Source organism: Actinoplanes sp. NPDC049265 (assembly GCF_043197135.1).
Classification (GTDB): Bacteria; Actinomycetota; Actinomycetes; order Mycobacteriales; family Micromonosporaceae; genus Actinoplanes.
This window is the reverse complement of the sequence record NZ_JBICSP010000001.1, coordinates 748,579-764,190: the sequence shown is the minus strand read 5'-3', so window position 1 is coordinate 764,190 and position 15,612 is coordinate 748,579. Positions and strand designations below refer to the sequence as shown.

General features: G+C 75.5%; 15 protein-coding genes. 11 read left to right on the top strand and 4 right to left on the bottom strand.

The genetic code is table 11. From position 1 onward, the window contains the following. The first annotated feature begins 3 nt into the window (after positions 1-3). The 4 genes from ACGFIO_RS03735 to ACGFIO_RS03720 all read left to right on the top strand — a co-directional run bounded on the left by ACGFIO_RS03735 (position 4) and on the right by ACGFIO_RS03720 (position 7,833). On the top strand, positions 4-669 hold the full coding sequence (locus tag ACGFIO_RS03735) for an ABC transporter ATP-binding protein (protein WP_392822573.1): 666 nt from the start codon (positions 4-6) through the stop codon (positions 667-669). A 4-nt stretch (positions 670-673) separates the two neighbouring features. After that, entirely contained in the window at positions 674-3,826 is a 3,153-nt protein-coding gene (locus ACGFIO_RS03730; RefSeq protein ID WP_392821542.1) for an FtsX-like permease family protein, read from the top strand. Further along, entirely contained in the window at positions 3,823-6,618 is a 2,796-nt protein-coding gene (locus tag ACGFIO_RS03725) for an ABC transporter permease (protein WP_392821539.1), read from the top strand. Before ACGFIO_RS03730 ends, ACGFIO_RS03725 begins: the two co-directional genes overlap by 4 nt. Positions 6,619-6,756: 138 nt before the next feature. Then, positions 6,757-7,833: an AAA family ATPase gene (locus ACGFIO_RS03720; protein WP_392821536.1), complete on the top strand. Its 1,077-nt coding sequence runs from the start codon at positions 6,757-6,759 to the stop codon at positions 7,831-7,833. Between the two features lies 1 nt (position 7,834). Here ACGFIO_RS03720 and ACGFIO_RS03715 read toward each other — a convergent pair whose 3' ends face one another. Next, positions 7,835-8,161 carry a hypothetical protein gene (locus ACGFIO_RS03715; RefSeq protein WP_392821533.1) on the bottom strand — a complete coding sequence of 109 codons (327 nt, stop codon included), beginning with the start codon at positions 8,159-8,161 and terminating at the stop codon, positions 7,835-7,837. Between the two features lie 190 nt (positions 8,162-8,351). Between ACGFIO_RS03715 and ACGFIO_RS03710 the strand changes: the two genes are divergently transcribed. The 3 genes from ACGFIO_RS03710 (at position 8,352) to ACGFIO_RS03700 (ending at position 9,804) form a co-directional block, all read left to right on the top strand. After that, the gene (locus ACGFIO_RS03710) at positions 8,352-8,813 is read left to right on the top strand and encodes a VOC family protein (protein WP_392821531.1); all 462 of its coding nucleotides are present in this window, start codon (positions 8,352-8,354) and stop codon (positions 8,811-8,813) included. 92 nt (positions 8,814-8,905) lie between these two features. After that, complete coding sequence (locus ACGFIO_RS03705; protein ID WP_392821529.1) at positions 8,906-9,316, top strand: RpiB/LacA/LacB family sugar-phosphate isomerase; 411 nt, start codon at positions 8,906-8,908, stop codon at positions 9,314-9,316. 14 nt (positions 9,317-9,330) lie between these two features. Next, positions 9,331-9,804, top strand: a complete 474-nt coding sequence (locus ACGFIO_RS03700) for an NUDIX domain-containing protein (RefSeq protein WP_392821527.1) — start codon at positions 9,331-9,333, stop codon at positions 9,802-9,804. Here the strand turns inward: ACGFIO_RS03700 and ACGFIO_RS03695 are convergent. Next, a complete protein-coding gene (locus tag ACGFIO_RS03695; protein WP_392821525.1) occupies positions 9,774-10,223 on the bottom strand; it encodes an SRPBCC family protein in 450 nt (149 codons plus the stop codon). The two genes, ACGFIO_RS03700 and ACGFIO_RS03695, sit on opposite strands and share 31 nt — an antisense overlap. A gap of 34 nt (positions 10,224-10,257) precedes the next feature. Continuing rightward, the gene (locus ACGFIO_RS03690) at positions 10,258-10,842 is read right to left on the bottom strand and encodes a TetR/AcrR family transcriptional regulator (protein WP_392821522.1); all 585 of its coding nucleotides are present in this window, start codon (positions 10,840-10,842) and stop codon (positions 10,258-10,260) included. A gap of 102 nt (positions 10,843-10,944) precedes the next feature. On the opposite strand from ACGFIO_RS03690, the gene ACGFIO_RS03685 reads away from it, so the two are divergent. Genes ACGFIO_RS03685 through ACGFIO_RS03675 form a run of 3 tightly spaced genes read left to right on the top strand, consistent with a single transcriptional unit; the run spans position 10,945 to position 13,303 of the window. Next, complete coding sequence (locus ACGFIO_RS03685; RefSeq protein ID WP_392821521.1) at positions 10,945-11,979, top strand: acyl-CoA dehydrogenase; 1,035 nt, start codon at positions 10,945-10,947, stop codon at positions 11,977-11,979. Beyond that, entirely contained in the window at positions 11,973-12,698 is a 726-nt protein-coding gene (locus ACGFIO_RS03680; RefSeq protein WP_392821520.1) for a PIG-L deacetylase family protein, read from the top strand. The genes ACGFIO_RS03685 and ACGFIO_RS03680 overlap by 7 nt, the downstream gene beginning before the upstream one ends. Continuing rightward, positions 12,695-13,303: a class I SAM-dependent DNA methyltransferase gene (locus tag ACGFIO_RS03675; protein WP_392821517.1), complete on the top strand. Its 609-nt coding sequence runs from the start codon at positions 12,695-12,697 to the stop codon at positions 13,301-13,303. Before ACGFIO_RS03680 ends, ACGFIO_RS03675 begins: the two co-directional genes overlap by 4 nt. Before the next feature lie 18 nt (positions 13,304-13,321). Here the strand turns inward: ACGFIO_RS03675 and ACGFIO_RS03670 are convergent, their stop codons facing one another. Continuing rightward, the gene (locus tag ACGFIO_RS03670) at positions 13,322-14,215 is read right to left on the bottom strand and encodes a TetR/AcrR family transcriptional regulator C-terminal domain-containing protein (RefSeq protein ID WP_392821515.1); all 894 of its coding nucleotides are present in this window, start codon (positions 14,213-14,215) and stop codon (positions 13,322-13,324) included. A gap of 105 nt (positions 14,216-14,320) precedes the next feature. Here ACGFIO_RS03670 and ACGFIO_RS03665 point away from each other — a divergent pair, with 105 nt between their 5' ends. Then, positions 14,321-15,526, top strand: coding sequence for an FAD-dependent monooxygenase (locus ACGFIO_RS03665; RefSeq protein WP_392821513.1), 1,206 nt, complete (start codon positions 14,321-14,323; stop codon positions 15,524-15,526). The last annotated feature ends 86 nt before the right edge of the window (positions 15,527-15,612 follow it).

Below are 15,612 nucleotides of genomic sequence, written 5' to 3'. Positions count from 1 at the left end.
CCGCTGCTCAGCGTCCGGAGCGTGCACCGCAGCTTCGGCGAGGGCCCGTCGGCCGTGCACGCGCTGCGCGACGTGTCGTTCGACGTCGAGGCGGGCACCATGGTGGCCCTGGTCGGCCGGTCCGGGTCGGGCAAGACGACACTGCTCAACGTGGTCGGCGGGCTCGACCGGCCGGACTCCGGGACGGTCGTGGCCGACGGCATCGAGGTGACCGCCCTGGACGACGACGGGCTGTCCCGGCTGCGGCGCGACACCGCGTCGTACGTGTTCCAGACCTTCGGGCTCATCCCGGTGCTGTCGGCGGCCGAGAACGTCGGCGTGCCGTTGCGGCTGGCCCGCGTACCCGCCGAAGAGCGTGAGCGACGCACCGGCATGCTCCTCGACCTGGTCGGTCTGGCCGGCCACGCCGAGCACCGCCCGGACGAGATGTCCGGCGGCCAGCAGCAGCGCGTGGCCATCGCCCGGGCCCTGGCCGCCTCGCCCAAGCTGCTGATCGCCGACGAGCCGACCGGGCAACTCGACGCCGAGACCGGGCTGGCCGTGATGGCGCTGCTGCGCGGCGTGGTCGAGTCCGAGGGCGTCACGGTGCTGCTGTCCACCCACGATCCGGTGATGATGGCGCTGGCCGACCGGGTGTTGCGGATGCACGACGGGCGGGTCGACGCGTGATGTCGTGCTGAGCCTGCTGATCCGGCGGGTACGCACCCAATGGCCCCTGCTGGCGACGCTGGTGGCACTGCTCGCGATCGGCGCGACCGTGGCCGGCACCTGTGCCCTGCTGGTGACCCGGACGGCCGAGCAGGCCCTCACGTCGGTCGCCACCCGCGGGCCGGCCGACCAGGTGCGGGCCACCGCGTACACGGTCGAGGTGAAGCCCCGGGCGGCCGCCTCGGTCGCCGCCGACACCCGGGCCGTGCTGACCGAGGCGTACGCGCCCTACCCGATCACCACCACCGTCCGTGCGTCGTCGCGGATGCGGGTGCTGCCGTCCGCGCCCGAGGTGAACGGTCTGCCGGCCGAAACGTACCTCTCCGGGGTGGACGGTCTACGACAGCGCGCGACCCTGCTCACCGGACGGTGGCCGCGAGCCGGCGCCGCACCGGTCGAGGCGGTGCTGCTGGAGACGACCGCCCGGATGCTCGGGATCACTGTCGGTCAGCGGGTCCGGATCGGTCAGGAGCGCGCCTTCGACGCCGCACCGGCCCTGGACGTCACCGTGGTCGGTGTCGTGCGGCCCCGGCCCGGCACCGGCTGGGAACGCGACACCCTCGGCGGCCAGGGCTATCTGGTCAGCTTCTTCTCCGAGGGAGTCTCCGACCAGCTGGTTCTCTCGTACGGGCCGTTCCTGGTCAACCTCCCCGACCTGTACGCCACCCCCTCGGTTGTGGACCGGCTGGAGGTCGTGGCCGTACCCGATCTCAGCCGCGCCGACCTGCGCGGCCTGAACAGGGCCGACATCCGCCTCGACGACGCCGGCCGGCGGCTGGGCCGGGTCCTCGGCGACCGGGTCAACATCCAGCGCGTCGACGCCCGGCTGCCGGTCACCATGCAGCAGGCCCGCGAGCAGCGGCGGGTGGCCGGCGCCGTGGTGATCGCGGTCGCGCTGCTCGGCTGTGGGCTGACGGCGGCCGCGCTGGTCCTGGCCGGCCGGCTGACCGCGGGGGTACGCGCGGGCGAGACCACCCTGTTGTCCGCGCTCGGTGTCAGCCGCGGCCAGTTCACCGTCCTCGCCGCCGTGGAGACCGCGGTGCTGGCCGTGCTGGCCGCCGCGATCGCCGTGCCGGCCTCGGCCGGGCTGCACGCCGGCCTCACCCACCTGCCGCCGCTGGCCGGCGCCGGGCTGGCCGTCGGCCCCGGCACGAACGCCGCCCAGCTGTTCTCGGTCACCGGGGGCGCGCTCGCGCTGGCGGTCCTGCTCGCCGTCCTGACCATCCGGCCGGTGACCGCGCCGGGGGAACGCCACCGCCGCGCCGAACTGGTCGCCCGGTCCGGTGTCGACCTGCTGCTGGCCGGGCTGGCCGCGATCGGGTGGTGGCAGCTGACCGGGCAACCGGACACGGCCACCTCCCGCACCGACGTCGTGCGGGTGGCCGCGCCCGCGCTGGTGCTCACCGCCGGGGCGGCCCTGGCCCTGCGGCTGGTCCCACCGGCCCTGCGGGGGCTCGACCGGCTCGCCCGCAAGGCGCGCGGCCTGGTCCTGCCGCTGGCCGTGTTCGAGGCCGCCCGCCGCCCGCACGCGGTCGCGGCCGGGCTGCTGGTCAGCCTGGCCTGCTCGGCCGGCACGTTCGGGCTGGCGTTCGGCGCCACCTGGGACCGGTCCCAGCACGACCAGGCCGACCTGGCCGTCGGCACCGACCTGCGGGTGTCGGTCACCGGCCCGCCGGTGACCGGGGACGGACCGGCGCTGGCCGCCGCCACCGGCGGATCGGTGAGCCCGGCGGTCGACCGGGGCGTGGGCCTGGGCCAGTGGACCGGCGGCGCGACCCAGCCACCGCGGCTGGTCGCGGTAGACACAGCGCGCGCCGGTACGCTGCTGCGCGGGCGGCTGGACGGTGGGCGTACCTGGTCCCAGGTCGGCGCCGGCCTCACCCCGAAGAACCGCGTCGAGGGCCTCCCGGTGGCGCCCGGCACGGCCCTGACCATCACCGGGACCGCGACCGGCGACGTTCCGATCGCGGTGTCCCCGCGTCTGGTGCTGCAGGACGCCACCGGGCTGCGCGGCACCTGCATCGGCGAGCGGGTGACATTGGACGGACGGATCCACCGGCTGCCGGACTGCGCCACCGCCACCGGGCAGCGGCTGGTCGCGATCGCGCTGCCGATCAGCCCGGACGCGGCGGCGCCGGACACGGCGACCACCAGGGTGTCGGTGACCGTCACCGTGCCGGGGGCCGCGACCGGCTCGCCGTGGACGGCCACCTCGGCGCCGCCGCAGTCGGGCATGCTCACCGATCCGGCCGTGTCGGCCACCGCCGGCCGGCTCACCATGACGGCCGGCGTCCAGCTGGTCAGCTCCGAGGCCGCCGCCCGCACCCTGGTCGCCACCGCCTTCCCCGATCCCGGCCCAGTGCCGGTGGCCGTGGCCGCCCGCGTCGCCGGGCAGCTCGGCGTCGGCCCGGGCGCGCGGCTCAGCATGCCGGTGGGCGTCACCCCGGTGCCGATCGTGGTCACCGCGGTCGTCCCCGAGGTGCCGGCCGCCCCCGGTGCGCCGGCGGTCCTGGCCGACATCGACACCCTGTCCCGGTCGCTGATCGCCGCCGGCGACCTGACCTACCCGATCGACGCCTGGTGGGCCGGGCAGCCCCGGGCCGGCGCGGCCGAACGCGTCGCCGCCCTGCACCTGGGCCAGGTCACCACCCGGGACGCCGAGACCGCCCGCCTGACCGGCAGCGCGCCGCGCGCCGGGGTGCGGCCGTCGCTGCAGCTGCTCGTACTCGTCGCCGTCCTGTTGTTGCTGGCCGGCGTCGTCCTGCACGTGAACAGCGACCTGCGGGTCCGCGCGGTCGAGGTGGCCCGGTTGCGCGGGCTGGGCGTGACCCGGCGCGAGGTCCGGGCGATGCTGCTCGGCCAGCACGCCGGGGTCCTGCTCCCCCTGCTGCTGGCCGGCGCCCTGGTCGGGGCGCTGGCCACCGCGGTGGTGGCGCCGCCGATGGTCCGGGCCGAGACCGGGGCCACGCCGATACCGGCACCGGCCGGCGTCTGGCCGTGGGCCGCCGAGGGAGCGCTGCTCGGTCTCCTCGTCGTCGCGTGCGCGCTCGCGGTGACCGTCGTGGTCATCGCCCAGACCCGCCGGGCCGACGCCGCCCACCTGCGGGTGGCGACATGAGACTCCCGGTCGTGTGGCGACTCGCCGCGGGGCGGCTGCCCGTCGTGCACTGGCCCAGCGTCCGCGGCCGGGCCCGCGCCGACGTCGGACTGCTCCTGCTGGTCGCCGTGGTCGTCGCGGTGTCCGCGCTGCTGGCCGGGGCGACACCGGCGCTGCTGCGCTCCACCACCGACGCCACCATCCGCGACGCGGTCCGCTCGGCCGGCGACGACGGCGCCGTGGTGGCCCACTCCAGCTGGGACTACGACGACGCGCTGGGCGGCCGCCAGCGGAAACCGGACCTGGCGGCCGAGATGGACGTCTTTCGCCTGCGCGCGGAGTCCTCCCTGGACCCGGACCTGCGCGCGGCCCTTCGACCACCGGTGATGACCGCCGGCGGCCCGAGCTTCAACGTCACCGACGGCAGCCTGCTCCGCACGTTCCAGTACTCGTACCTGTCCGACAACCGCGGCGCGTTCAGCGCCGGCCGGGTCACCTGGATCGCCGGGGGCCCGCCCCGCGGATCGGCACCGGCCGACGAACCCGACCTCGTCGTCCGGAGCGGCAGCCCGCCGTGGCCGGTGCAGGTGGGCGTCACCGAGGCGACCGCCGCCGCGCTGCGCCTGAAGCCGGGCGACCGGATCCCGCTGAAGGACAAACTGCTGCGGGTCAAGATCGTGACGATCAGCGGGATCTTCCGGCCGGTCGACCCGGCCGACCCGGCGTGGCGGCTCACGCCGTGGGTGCTGCGCCCGCTGCCCGGGCTCGACGGCCTGGGCAGCACCCGGCTCGGCGGCCTGCTCTCCCCCGAGTCGCTGCCCGACGCCCGGCTCGCCGTCGAGCAGGACGAACTGGACCGCCTCGCCCACTTCGACGCCGACCCGGCCAAGCTCGACTCGGCCACCGCCGGGCCGATCAACGCCCTGCTCGTCACCCTCCAGGCGACGTCCGGCTCGTTCTCCGCACAGGACGGTTCCCTTCAGTGGCTGACCCAGCTCGACCACGTGCTGCGGACCGTGCAGATGCGGGTCAACGCGGCCACCGCCCAGGCCTCGGTCCTGCTCGCCGGCGTACTCACCGGCGCCGTGCTGGTGCTGGCCCTCGCGGCGGCGCTGCTGGCCCGCCGGCGCGCCCCGGCCCTGACCGCGGCCCGGCACCGCGGCGCCGGGCTGCCCGGGCTGGCCACCGAGCTGCTGATCGAGTCGGCCGCGCTGGCGCTCGTCGCGACGCTGGTGGGACTGGTCGCGGCCCGGCTGGTGACGCCGGGCATCGCCCTGTGGTGGTCGCTTCCGGTGGCCGCCGCGGCGCTGCTGGCCGGGCCCGCGTACGGAATCGCCGTGGCCGCCCGCGCCACCCGCGACCGCCGCGTGCCCGCCAACCGGGCCGCCCGCCGCCGGCTCCGGCGCACGGCGTCGCTGCGCCGGGCCGCGATCGAGGGTGCCGTGCTGATCGTGGCCGCGGGCGCGGTCGTCGCCCTCCGGCAGCGCGGGATCCTGCCGGCGTCGGCCGGCCCCACCGCCGGGGCGCTCGACCCGTTCGCCGGCCAGGAGAGCACGTCGGCGCTGGCCGCGGCCGCCCCCGCGCTGGGTGTCATCGCCGGCGCCCTGGTCCTGGTCCGGCTGCTGCCACCCGTACTGCGGTTCCTGCTGCGCCGGGCGCTGCGCTCGCGCCGGCCCCTCGTCGTCTTCGGTACGGCCCAGGCCGCCGGGGCCGCACAGGCGCTGCCGGCGCTGGTCATGGTGGCCGCCGCCGGCCTGGCGACCTTCGCGCTGACCACGGGCGCCACCGCCGGCCGGGGCCTGACCGACGCGGCCTGGCGCACGGTCGGTGCCGACGTACGCGTGGACGCCGTGCCGTCCGCCGGTGTCGACCTCACCGCCCTCGCCCGGAAGGTGGCCGCCGCGCCCGGCGTCGAGCACGTCGCCACCGCCCAGATCACCGAGGGCGCGAGCGTGGCCGCCCCGACCAAGCTGGTCACCACCCGGCTCGTGGTGCTGGACGCGGCCGCGTACCGGCGGTTGCTCGACGACGCCCCGGTGCCCGACGGCCCCGCGTTCGACCGGCTCGGGGCGGCCCACTCCGGCGGCGCCGTTGCCGCCCTGGTCCGATCGGCCGACGGCACCCTGCGCCCCGGCGTGGCCCTGCAGGTCCCGCGCAAGGACGGGGCAGCCGTCGCGCTCACCGCCGTGGGAACGGCACCGGCCATCGGCGACAGTGGCGACGCCGTCTACGTGGACGCCACCGCGCTGGCCGCGGCCGGGGTCCCGATCGAGCCCAACACGCTGTGGGCGTCCGGTCCCGGTGCGGCCGGCGTGCTGGCCGGCGCCCAGGGTGTCCGGGTCACGTCGCGCACCGACGTCGCCCGGGAGCGGCGCACCACGCCGGTGACGGCCGGGCTGATCGCGCTGACCTGGGTGTCGGCCGGGACGCTGGTCGCGCTCGGGTTGCTCGGTTTCGCCCTCGGGGCGGCGTCCGGCGCACCGCGACGCTGGGCCACCATGGGCCGGTTGCGCACGCTGGGTCTGCGGCTCCGGGACACGCGTACGGTCGCCGCCGTCGAACTTCTGCCGCCGGTGCTCGTGGCCGCGCTGGCCGGGCCGTTGCTGGGTGTCGCCCTGGCCGTTCTGACCTTCGGCTCGCTGGCGTTGCGGCTGCTGGTCGGCTGGGACAGCGACCCGGTCCTGGCCGTGCCGTGGTGGCCGCTGGTGCTTCTGGCCGTGGTGCTGGTGACGGCGGTCCCGGTGGCCGGCTGGGCCGAGGCGGCCGCCCGCCGGCGTCAGGGGCTGGGCGAACTCCTGCGCGTCGGCGAATGAGACTCGGACGTCGGTTGAGCGCGCCGGTCGTCCGGTTTTCGGTGCTGTGGTTGTGCGGGCCACCGGGAGACGTCAGTTGAGCGCGCCGGTCGTCCGGTTTTCGGTGCTGTGGTTGTGCGGGCCACCGGGAGACGTCAGTTGAGCGCGCCGGTCGTCCGGTTTCCGGTGCTGTGGTTGTGCGGGCCACCGGGAGTGGGCAAGTCCACCGCCGCCTGGGAGCTGTTCCGCGAACGGCCCGGCGCCGGCTATGTCGACCTGGACCAGCTCGGCCTGTGCTACCCCGAGATTCCCGCCGACCCCGGCCGGACCGAGCTGCAGACCCGCGCCCTGGGCCGGGTCGTCACGAATGTCGCGGCGGCCGGCGCCACGTCGCTGATCGTCTCCGGTCTCGTCGACGCGCGGCGTGGCATCCGCACCGAGGTTCTTTCCGGGGCCGCCCTCACCGTTCTGCGTCTGCGCTGCGACCTGCCGGTGCTGAGCCGCCGGCTGGCGCTCCGGGGCCGGCCGGGCGAGGACCGCGCGGCCGCTCTCGCGATGGCGGAGTCGCTGGATCGCGCCGGTTTCGCGTACCCCACTGTGGACACCACCCGCGGTGACGTCACCGACGTGCTGGCGACGGTCCGTGAGCGGTGGCCCGATCAGCCACCGCGCGCGGCCCTCCCGTGGCCGGATCCGGAGGCCACACCCGGCGAGGTCGTGCTGCTGTGCGGCCCGGCCGCGGCCGGCAAGTCGACGGTCGGCTGGGAGCTGTCCCGGCTGGCCCGCCGCGACGGGCACATCGCCGGCCTGGTCGATCTGCGGCAGATCGGCTTCCTCGGTGATCGCGCCGATGTCCGGCTCGAGGCGGCCAACGTCGCCTCCCTGTGGTCCCTCTTCCACCGGTGGGGCGCCCGCCGCCTGGTGGTCAACGGCCACATCACCGATCCCCGGCCCTACCTCGACGCGCTGCCCGCCGCGACCGTCACGGTCATCCGGCTCCGGGCGAGTTCCCGCACCCTGCGCGAACGGATCCGGCTGCGCGGCCTCGGCCACGGTCCGCTCATCGCCGGCGACGAGCTCCGCGGCGCGTCCGCCACCGTGCTCGCCGCGGCGCACGAAGCCGCCGTCCGGCAGTCGGAGGCACTCGACCGTTCCGGGGCGGGCCGGCCGGTGCCGACCGACGATCTCTCCGCCCTCGACGTGGCGCGGCGGATCGCCCGCGACGTGGGCTGGTGACTCAGGGCCGACACAGCCAGTCGACCACGTCCGGCGGGGCGAGGCCGGCCGTCCGCCGCCGGAACCGGGCCAGCTCCGCTTCCTTCAGCGCGCGGGCCCCGGCGCCGGACCGGCCCTCCCGGAAGAACGCGCTCCGGTCCTTGACCGGGACCACGTTCGGGACCAGCCGGTCGGCCTCCGCCCGCATCCGGGGAAGGGTCGCCGCGTCGACCAGGGCGGCCCACCGATCGGCCGGAACATCGATGCCGAGCCGGGCGGCCAGGGCACGCATCACCCCGTCGAGGTCGGCCGACAGGTCGGCGTTGTCCAGCGGATGCCGGCCCACCACCAGGCGCCGACCTCAAGCTCCTGACCCTGCTCGCCGCCCCCGGCACACCCGCCGTGCGGCAACTGGAGACCTTGCGCGCGGAGATCCTTACCGTCCCGGAAGAAGGTGCCACAACCTGACACCTATGGCTGCGACCCTTGGTTCAGCGCCGGACAACACCGGCCCAGAACACCGACAGGGAGTCATCGCCATGACGATCACCACCACCACGCACCTGAACTTCCGCGGCGATGCCCGGGCGGCGCTGGAGTTCTACCAGTCCGTGTTCGGCGGCCACCTCACCCTGGTCGCGTACAGCGACTTCGGCATGCCCGCGGAACTGCCCGGCGCCGACAAGATCGTCTTCGGCCAGGTCACCGCCGGCAACGGCTTCAGCGTCATGGGCTACGACGTCCCCGGCCACGCCGTCCCGGCCGCCCCGCTGACCGCGACGACCCGCGAGAACGGCGTGACCCTGACCGGCGAGCGGTTCTTCGTCGCCATCGGCGGCGAGACCGCGGAAGAGGTCGGCGCGCTGTGGGACAAGCTCGCCGACGGCGCCGAGATCGTCGAGAAGTTCGGTCCGTCGCCGTTCTCCCCCGGCTTCGGCATGCTCACCGACCGCTTCGGCGTCACCTGGATCCTGCAGGTCAACACCGCCCACGCCGGCTGACCCAGCCGCCCGAGCCGTGTTTCGCGGTCCAGCGCGCTCTGGGTCACGCCGCGGCCCCGGCTGGACTGCGTAACGCCGCCTAGGCTGAACGGATGCGGGTTGCTTTCGCCAGTGATGACGAGAACGAGACCACCGCGGCCGTCGTCCGGGCCCTGACCGAGGGCGGCCACGAGATCGTCCGGCCCGAGCCGGGGCAGAGCTGGCCCGACCTGGGTCGATTCGTCGGGCGGGCGGTCGTCGAGGGGCGAGCCGACTACGGCGTGGTGATGTGCTGGACCGGCACCGGGACGGCGATCGCGGCCAACAAGGTGCCGGGCGTCCGCGCGGCACTGGCCTGGGACCCGTGGATCGCCCGCGGCGCCCGCCTCTGGAACGACGCCAACGTGCTGGCGATGAGTCTCAAACGACTCGCACCGGACGTGGCCGTCGAGGTGCTCCGGGCGTTCCTGGACACGTCCGAGCCCGACCCGGACGAGGCCGCCAACATCGCCGCCCTCGGCTGACCGGGCCGGCCCGGGTGACCGGCGACTACACGGCCACGTTGCCGCGCAAACGGATGGGGGCCGGCGCGCTGCTGACCGACGATCGGGGCCGGGTGCTGCTGGTCGAGCCGACCTACCAGCCGTATTTCGAGATCCCGGGCGGCGCCGTCGAGGCCGGCGAGTCGCCCCGCGCGGCGGTGGTGCGCGAGCTCGACGAGGAGCTGGGCCTGACCGTGCGGCCGGGCCGGTTGCTGGTGGTCGACTGGGTGCCACCGCGCCCGGACCGCACCGAGGGCCTGATGATGGTGTTCGACGGCGGGATGCTGACGCCGGCGCAGACCGGCCGGATCCGGTTGCCGGCCGACGAGTTGCGCGGCTGGGCGTGGTGCACCGAGCGGGAGGCCGCCGAACGCCTGCCCGGCCTGCTGGCCCGGCGGATCAGTGCGGCGCTGACGGCACGGGCGGACGAGTCGGTGGCCTACCTGGAGGATGGGTTCTCGGCGGCCTGACGGAGGGCGGCCAGCCAGGCGACCAACGAGGCGTCCAGGGCCGCGCGCATGCCGCCGGGGTCGGCGGCGACCGGCGGGCCGTCCCACGACTCGGTGGTGTGCACGGTCACGCCGTCCGGGCCCTCGGTGAAGGCCCACACGTGCACGCCGTCGATGCCGCGGGCCGGGCCGCCCCAGACGATCCGCTCGCCCGGTACCACCTCTTTGATCGTCGAGGTGATGTCCAGCCCGCTGGTCTCCCAGCGGAAGCTCGAGCCGGGTACGAGCGGGCCGTCGAGGGCGGCCGAGGTGATGTCCGGCTGCCACGACGGCCAGTCGCCGATCGTGGTGTGCAGCCGCCACACGGTGTCCAGCGGGGCGTTGATCAGCGTGGTGTGCTCCACCACGACCTGGGCGTCGCGGTCGACGTCGACGGTCATCGGATGCTCCTCACGAATAGGATTGACGGTGGGTTCATGACCGGGCCCATCGGTCGGTGATGGCGTGCAGGGCCTCGTCGGCGAGCCGGCGGGCGCGGTCGAAGCCGATGTCGTCGAGCTGGCCGAGCCCGGTCATGCCGTGCACGACGCCCCAGACCAGGTCGCAGGCGAGGGCCGGGTCGGGGCGCGGGGCACCGGTCGCGGCCGCCCAGGCCTCGATGACGCTGTTCGTCACCGCGATCACTCCGCCGGCGGCGGCGTTGCGCGCGCCGGGGTCGAGCGCCACCGCGGCCAGGCCGTTCATCAGCCGGTAGAGGTGCGGGTTGCGCTCGGCGAAGCCGAGGTACGCCTGCCCGACGGCATAGAGCGCCTCGGCCGGCGGGCTGTGCTCGGCCGCGGCTGCCAGATGGGCGTGCAGCCGGGCGTACCCCTCGATCAGCACCGCCCCGAGCAGCGCCTCCTTGCCGGCGTAGTGCTGGTAGACGACGGGCGCGGAGTAGCCGACGTCGGTGGCGATCTGGCGGATCGTCACCGCCGCCGCGCCGTCCCGTTCGACGGTCTGCCAAGCGGCCTCGAAGATGCGCCGCCGGTTCGCCTCGCGGCGCTCCTCTCGGGTCACGCGCGCGGTCCCCGTACGCCGAACGTCGTTAGGTTTTCTACCACCGTTAGAAGTTAACCGACCCGGGTGATTAGTGGAAGCGCTCCCGGGTATCTGCCGGCGGTGTCGACCATCAACCTTCCTGACCTGCCGCTTCCCGGGCACGGCGGGACCGCGGAACGTTTCCGCCACTTCGCCGCGACCGGCCGGCGCGACCTGGTCGAGGTGCGGCTGCTGGAGGGGCACGCGGACGCGGTGGCGATCCGCGCCGAGCTCGGCGCGGGACCACCTGGCGGTGGGGAGCGCTGGGGTGTCTGGGCGGCGGCTCCTTCGTCGGTACGCGCGGAGAACGCCGGCGGCGTCTGGCGCCTGACCGGCGACCGCCCGTGGTGCTCGGGCGCCGCCTGGTGCACCCACGCCCTGGTGACGGCGGCCGCGGACGACGGCATCCGGCTGTTCGCGGTGGCCAACGAGGCGCCGCACGCGTTCCCGCTCGACGGCACCTGGCCCGCCGTCGGCATGGCGGCCAGCGACAGCCGGACGATCCGCTTCACCGACGCGCCGGCCGAGCCGGTCGGCGGCCCCGGCGACTACGTGGGCCGCCCGGGTTTCTGGCACGGCGGCGTCGGCGTGGCGGCGTGCTGGTACGGCGGCGCCCTCGGCGTGGCCGACACCCTGCTCGCGGCGGCCACCGGCGCCCCTCGCCCCGCCAACTCCCCCCGCCCCGCCAACTCGCCGAGGGCGGCCGGCTCACCGGGCACGGCCGGCTCACCGGGCACGGCCGGCTTTCCGGCGGCGGCCAATTCCCCACGGCCGGCGAAGGACATCGGACCGCACGCGTACGCCCACCTCGGGGCGGTGGACGTCGCGCTCGGGGCGGCCGGGGCGGTGCTGGCCGAGGCGGCCGCCGCGATCGACGCCGACCCGCGGGCCGACGCGCACCGGCTGGCGCTGCGGGTACGCGCGACCGTCGAAGCCGCCGCCACCGAGGTGCTCGACCGGGTCGGCCGGGCCCTGGGCGCGGGACCGCTGGCCCGCGACGGCGACCACGCCCGCCGGGTCGCCGACCTCACCGTCTACCTGCGGCAGAGCCACGCCGAGGGTGATCTGGAACAGCTCGGCCGACTGCTGGCCACGGGAGAGGAGCCGACATGGTGAAACCGATAGTCGTCGCCGAGGGCACCGACGAGCGGGAGTGGACGTCCTGGCCCGCGGTCAAGGCGTGGCCCGCGCTGGACCTCGACCCGCCGGGCCCGCCGCTGGTGGTGGCGCCGCACCCGGACGACGAGATCCTCGGGGTGGCCGGCCTGATGGCGATGCTCGGCGCGGCCGATCTGGTGGCGGTCACCGACGGCGAGGCGTCGCACCCGGACTCGACCGTCCACAGCCGCTCCGAACTGGCCGCGATCCGCCGGGCCGAGACCACCGAGGCACTGGATCGGCTCGGGCTGGGCGCGTCCCGGGTGCACCGGCTGGGCCAGCCCGACGGCGGCATCGACGCGAAGGCGGTCACCGACGCGCTCGTCCCGCTGCTGGCGCCGGGCCGGTGGTGCCTGGCCACGTGGCGCGGGGACGGGCACCCGGATCACGAGATCGTCGGCCGGGCCGCCGCCCGGGCCTGTGAGGTGACCGGCGCGCGGCTGCTCGAATATCCGATCTGGACCTGGCACTGGGCCCACCCCGGAGACCCCTCCGTGCCGTGGCGCCGGGCCCGCGTCGTCGATCTCACGCCCGCGGCGATCGCCGCCAAGGCCGCCGCGATCGCCGCCTTCGAGAGTCAGATCGCGCCGCTCGGGCCGGCCGAGGCGGACGCCGCGATCCTGCCGCCGCACGTGCTGGCCCGCTTCGCCCGCCCGTTCGAGGTGGTCTTCGCGTGACCACGCCGAGAAGCTACTTCGAGCGGATGTACGCGGCCCGCACCGACCCGTGGGACTTCGAGAACCGCTGGTACGACGCCCGCAAGCACGACCTGACGGTGGCGGCGTTGCCCCGGCGGCGGTACCGGTCGGCCTTCGAGCCGGGCTGCTCGACCGGGATGCTGACCGCCCGTCTGGCCGCCCGGGCCGACCGGCTGCTGGCGGTGGACGTGGTGCCCTCCGCGGTCGCGACGGCGGCCGAGCGGGTCGAGGTCCATACACACGTACGCGTACGCCAGGCCGCGATGCCGCACGACTGGCCGGACGAGTCCTTCGACCTGATCGTGCTCTCCGAGCTGGGCTACTACTTCGACGACGCCGACCTGGCCACCCTGCTGACCAACACGCGCCGCGCTCTCGAGCCGGGCGGCGACCTGGTCGCGGTGCACTGGCGCCGGCCGGTGGACGAGCACGCCCGCCCCGGCGACCAGGTGCACGCCGCGCTGGCCGGCGTGCCCGGTCTGACCCGCACGGCCCGGCACGAGGAAAACGACTTCCTGCTCGAGGTGTACGCCCGGACGCCGCCTCCGGCCCGGTCGGTGGCCGAGCGCGAGGGCCTGGCCTGAAACCCTCAACCTCAACCTCTACTTGAGGGTGATGTCGCGCTCGATCAGCACGGCGAGCCCGTCGAGCAGCCGCGCCAGCCCGAACTCGAACAGCACCCGCAGGTCGAACTCGAAGTCGGAGTCCAGCCGCATCAGCTGCTCGTAGTGCGGCACCTCGTGCCGCGCGGCGAGGCGCTGGAACACCTCGTTCTGGCGTTCCATCCACTCGTCGTCGGTCAGGCCGGTGTCGCGGACCGCCTGCGCCTCGGGTTCCAGGCCGCTGGCCACGCCCCGGACGAAGCTGAAGAGCAGCACCTGGACCAGCAACCGGTCGGTGACGGCGAGGCCGGTCCGCCCGAGCGCGCCCATCATCCACTCCCCCAGGCGCAACGCGTTGGGCGACGCCTGGGGCCGGGTCAGCGACATGGCCGGGGCGAGCCACGGGTGGCGTTGGAACACCGCCCACAGCGCGCGGGCGCATCGGTCCAGCTCGGCCCGCCAGTCACCGGATCGCCGGGTGGTGGCCGGCAGGCCGTCGAGCGCCTCGTCGATCATGCCGACGATCAGGTCGTCACGGCCCGGCACGTGGCGGTAGAGCGACATCGTGGCCACGCCCAGCGCACCGGCGATGCGGCGCATGGACACCTCGGCCATGCCCTCGCGGTCGGCGATGGCGACCGCGACGGCGACGATCCGGTCCCGGTTCAGGGCGGCGTCACGGGCCGGGCCGGCCACCACGGTGCCGGTGCCGGGCCGGGCGACGGTCAGGCCGGCCGCCCGCAGCGCGGCGTGGGCCTTGGTCGCAGTGGCGATGGCGACGCCCCACTCCCGGGTGATCGCCCGGGCCGACGGGACGCGGTCGCCGGGCCGCAGCGAGCCGTCCTCGATGCGGCGGCGGATGTCGGCGACGATCCGGCGGTACGGAGCCTCCACGGTAGTACACCCCTCGTCGCGTACTAGTGCGCTTCTGGCCTCAAAAGGCCTGGCCCGCCTAGTGTCCGGCGCATCGATGTACAGGGTACGCAGAGGAGCGGGGACATGCGCGTGTTGATCTCCGGTGCCGGCATCGCCGGGCCGGCTCTGGCACTGTGGCTGCACCGGGCGGGCGCCGACGTGACAGTGGTCGAGCGGGCGGCCCGGCCACGGCCGGGCGGTCAGGCGGTCGACGTCCGGGGCGTCGCCCGGGTGGTGGTCGAGCCGATGGGGCTGCGGGAACGGATCCGCGAGGACCAGGTCGACGAGCGCGGTTTCGCGATGGTCGACGACCGCGGCCGCCGGACGGCCGAGATGCCGGCCGGCGCGTTCGGCGGTGAGGGTCTCGTCGCCGAGATCGAGATCGCCCGCGGCGACCTGGCCCGGATCCTGCTCGACGCCACGGCCGGCGACGTCCGTTACCGCTTCGGCGACCGGGTCGTCGCCCTCGGCCCGGACCTCGGCGGCGTGGACGTGGTGTTCGACGGGGGCACCCGCGAGCGGTACGACCTGGTCGTCGGGGCCGACGGTGTGCACTCCGGGGTCCGGCGCCTCGCCTTCGGACCGGACGAGCGGTTCGTGCGTCACCTGGGCGCGTACGGGGCGTACTTCAGCGTCCCCGACCCCGGCGACCTGGACCGGTGGCTGCTGATGTACAACGCCCCGGGCGGCCGGGTCGCCACGCTGCGCCCGGAGCGGGCCGGCCAGGCCAAGGCGGCGCTGACCTTCCGCGAGCGCGAGCCCCGCTTCGACCGGCTGTCCCGGCCCGACGCCCAGCGCCTGCTGACCGAGCGGATGACCGGCGCCGGCTGGCGCGTCGACGAACTGCTGGCCGCGATGCCGTACGCCGGCGACTTCTTCTTCGACGCGATCAGTCAGGTGCGGGTGGACCGCTGGGCGCGCGGCCGGGTGGTGCTGCTCGGCGACGCCGGCTACTGCGGTTCGCCGCTGGCCGGGCTGGGCACCAGCCTCAGCCTGGTCGGCGCCTACGTGCTGGCGGGCGAGCTCGCCGCCGCCATCGACCCGGAGCGGGCCTTCGCCGCCTACCAGCACGTGATGGCCGACTACGTGGCCGGTGGCCTGAGGTTGCCGCCCGGCGGGATCGGCCTGTTCGCGCCGCGGTCGCGCGCGGTCGTGCGGCTGCGGGCCCGGACGATGGGGATGATGACCCGCTGGCCGGCCCGTCAGATGTTGGCGAGGCAGTTCGGCAAGGCCGACGCGATCACGCTGCCCGGCTATCCGATCCTCGCGTCACCGCCGGGAGGCCGGTAGCTCAGCGCGACCCGAACCTCGCGTCACCGCCGGGAGGCCGGTAGCTCAGCGCGACCCGAACCTCGCGTCACCGCCAGGGCGCCGGT

Coding starts and splice junctions, on each gene's coding strand:
- ACGFIO_RS03725 (WP_392821539.1), top strand. CDS start 3,823: ATGAGACTCCCGGTCGTGTGGCGACTCGCCGCGGGGCGGCTGCCCGTC.
- ACGFIO_RS03695 (WP_392821525.1), bottom strand. CDS start 10,223: ATGACCGTCGACGTCGACCGCGACGCCCAGGTCGTGGTGGAGCACACC.
- ACGFIO_RS03705 (WP_392821529.1), top strand. CDS start 8,906: ATGCGGGTTGCTTTCGCCAGTGATGACGAGAACGAGACCACCGCGGCC.
- ACGFIO_RS03665 (WP_392821513.1), top strand. CDS start 14,321: ATGCGCGTGTTGATCTCCGGTGCCGGCATCGCCGGGCCGGCTCTGGCA.
- ACGFIO_RS03710 (WP_392821531.1), top strand. CDS start 8,352: ATGACGATCACCACCACCACGCACCTGAACTTCCGCGGCGATGCCCGG.
- ACGFIO_RS03680 (WP_392821520.1), top strand. CDS start 11,973: ATGGTGAAACCGATAGTCGTCGCCGAGGGCACCGACGAGCGGGAGTGG.